Raw genomic sequence first — 3056 nt, forward strand, 5'->3', positions numbered from 1 at the left:
CGACATAGGCTTTCAGCTCCGCCTTTGCCTCGGCCGGCAAATTGTCGACGGTCTTGCGCCGCATGGCGGTGTCGACAGTGCCCGGCGCGATGGCGTTGACGCGGATGCCGCGCGGGCCGAGTTCGAAGGCCAGCGATTTGGTCAGCGAGTTCAACGCGCCCTTTGACAGGGAATAGAGGCTCGACGGCCGCTTCGGGATCATCTTGTTGGCGAAATAGGACGAGACGTTGATCACCGACGCGCCGGCCGCCAGATGCGGCAGCAGACCCTGGGTGAGGAAGAACACCGCCGTCACATTGAGCGCGAAGGATTGCTGGAACTGCGCCTCGCTGACGGTCTCGAACGGCACCAGGAAAGCCACCCCGGCATTGTTGACGAGAATGTCGAGCGGCCTGCCGGATTCTTTGACGTGCTCGCCGACGGCCGCGATGCCGGCCGAGGTGGCAAGATCGGCCGACAGCGTCTCGATAGTGCCGCCGAGCTGCTTGGCGGCAGTGTCGAGCTTTTTGGTGTCACGGCCGACGATCAGGACGTCGGCGCCCTCGCGCGAAAAGGCCTCGGCGATCGCCAGGCCGATACCGTCCGACCCGCCGGTAACCAGCGCGCGCTTTTTGTGAAGTCTCATCGGATGCTCCGAGATTTCTGCGTCGTCGAGAGCACCGTATAGTGGCGGCCAAGGTCAAGCCGTCAGCCAATCCCACGGTATGAACTTCGACCGCCGCCACCCGGCAGGCCGGCCGAGGCTGGTTTAAGCGCCGGCGGTCGCAAGCTCCCCCAAAGCCAGCCGTCCCGCGACATAATTCTTGACCTGGCGGACAGCCTGTTCGCGCGACACGCTGCCCGGCTGCAGGCCGAGCCGCAACCAAAGCCCGTCGATCAGCGCGGTGACGCCAAGCGCGATGTCGTCGGCATCTCCGGGCGAGGCGAGGCCGCGCAGGCCCGACAACAGGTTCGAGCGCATGCGCGCATGGATCACCCTCTGGATACGAGCCATCTTCTCGTCGCGCGGCACCTCGGCGCAGAGCGACAGCCAGGCATGGCAGAGAGGCGGCTGGAACAGATGCTCCTCGAAATTGCCCTCGATCACCGCATCCATGCGCTCCATCGGAGTCTGCGCCCGGCGAAGCCGCGCGATCACCGCCTGGCACAGGACGGCGTTTGCCTCACGCATCGCGTGCTCGAACAATTCCTGCTTGTTGCGGAAATAGTGCAGCACGATGCCCTTGGAGGCACCGGCCTGCGCCGCCACCTTTTCCAGTGTCGCGCCGGCAATGCCCTCGCGCTCCAGCACCGCGAAGGCCGCCTGCCGCAATTCCTTGCGGCGGATCTCACTGAGACGCTTGAGTTTCACGGGATCGGTCCATGCATTTCGAATCCACGTTGACATCTTCGTCCGTTCAGATCAAGAATTGACCCATGGGACAATAAAAAGACCAATTGGTCAATTTTACGGACGAGGAGAACCGAAATGTTGCGCATCCTTGCAAATGGCGTCTGCCTTGCCGGCCTCATGTTGGCCACTCATGCGGCCCAGGCGGCCGAGGCCGAAGAGTGCAAGACGGTCCGCATGGCCGAACCCGGCTGGAACGACCTTGCCTTCACCACAGGAGTCGCAAATGTCCTGTTGGAGGCGCTTGGCTATCAGCCGCAAAGCCAGGTGCTCGGCATCAACGTCATCTACGAGGGCATGAAAAACAGGGACCTCGACCTGTTCCTGGGCTACTGGGACCCGGCCATGGTCACCTATTACGAGCCCTACAAGAAGGACGGCTCGGTCGAGAATGTGCGCGTCAATCTCGTAGGCGCCAAATACACATTCGCCGTGCCGACCTATGTCTGGGAAGCCGGCGTCAAGGACATTTCCGACCTGCACAAATTCGCCGACAAATTCGGCAAGAAAATGTACGGCATCGAGCCCGGTTCAAACCAGTTGATGATGGACGCTATCGCCGATCCCGCCTTTGGCCTGGACGGCTGGCAGGTGGTCGAATCGAGCGAAGCCGGCATGCTTTCCGAGGTCGGCTACGAGATCAAGGAGAAGCAGTTCATCGTCTTCCAGGGCTGGGCGCCGCACCCGATGAACATGATGTACGACTTCAAATATCTGACCGGCGGCGACAAGTTCTTCGGCCCGAATTTCGGCGCCGCGACGGTGACGACGCAGGTGCGCAAGGGCTATCTGCAGCAATGCCCGAACGTCGCACAGTTCTTGAAAAACCTCGCCTTCGACATCGATTTCGAGAATGTCGGCATGGGTTATCTGATCAATGACGGCATGAAGCCGGAGGACGGCGCGCTGAAGGCAATCACGGCCAACAAGAGCCGTCTCGATGCCTGGCTCGCCGGTGTCACCACCTTCGACGGCCAACCCGGCCTTGCCGCGGTCAAGGAAAAGCTCGGCCTGTGAGGGCGGCGGTGCTGAATGCCTGCGCGAACCAGGACGGCTGGGCCGGCCGCAAGCAGTTCGTCACTGTCGGCAATCTCGACATCGCCTATGTCGAGATAACAGGCGCCGAGCCGGCACTGCTGTCGGTGCACGGCTTCACCGACACCAGCCGCAGCTTTTCGCTTCTGGCGCCCTATCTGGCCGGCCGCCGTCTGATCATGCCGGATCTGCGCGGCCACGGCGCCTCGCAGGCCGGCAAAGGCTGCGGCATAGCCGATTTCGCCGACGATATTGCCGGGCTGATCCTACGCTTGCGGCTCGACCGGCCGCTCGTCGTCGGCCATTCGCTGGGCGCCATGGTGGCCATCGCATTGGCAGGGCGACACAGGGAGCTGATTGGCGGGCTGGTGGTGCTGGCCGGCACGCTAAAGCCCGATTTCGCGCCGGATCATCCGCTGGTCGCGGGCGTCGAGGCGCTGCGCGACCCGATATCGCCGGCCGATCCGTTCTACGCCTGGTGGCATGCCTGCAGTCCCGACGTGCCTCCAGCCTTTCTCGCCGGCTTGGCGAGAGACGCGTCGGCATTGCCGGCGCCGCGCTGGCGCGCGATTCTCGAGGAAATCCGCAGCGCCGATCTGAGCGATGCGGCGCGGGCCGTGCAGGCCCGGAC

The 3056-nt window shown here is 63.4% G+C and carries 4 protein-coding genes; 2 read left to right on the forward strand and 2 right to left on the reverse strand.

The window, feature by feature from the left end; genetic code table 11:
• Positions 1-625, reverse strand: a 625-nt coding sequence (locus EN994_RS24615) for an SDR family oxidoreductase (protein WP_164746144.1), incomplete at its 3' end; no start/stop codon positions are given.
• 123 nt (positions 626-748) lie between these two features.
• Positions 749-1387, reverse strand: coding sequence for a transcriptional regulator BetI (gene betI, locus EN994_RS24620; RefSeq protein ID WP_013532408.1), 639 nt, complete (start codon positions 1385-1387; stop codon positions 749-751).
• A gap of 81 nt (positions 1388-1468) precedes the next feature.
• Here betI and choX point away from each other — a divergent pair, with 81 nt between their 5' ends.
• Together choX and EN994_RS24630 are read left to right on the forward strand one after the other, a co-directional pair.
• A complete protein-coding gene (gene choX, locus EN994_RS24625; RefSeq protein WP_013532407.1) occupies positions 1469-2407 on the forward strand; it encodes a choline ABC transporter substrate-binding protein in 939 nt (312 codons plus the stop codon).
• Between the two features lie 8 nt (positions 2408-2415).
• The coding region (locus EN994_RS24630; RefSeq protein WP_164746145.1) for an alpha/beta hydrolase at positions 2416-3056 on the forward strand (641 nt) is incomplete at its 3' end.

The organism is Mesorhizobium sp. M7A.F.Ca.CA.002.09.1.1, assembly GCF_003998555.1.
GTDB classification, from domain to species: Bacteria; Pseudomonadota; Alphaproteobacteria; order Rhizobiales; family Rhizobiaceae; genus Mesorhizobium; species Mesorhizobium ciceri.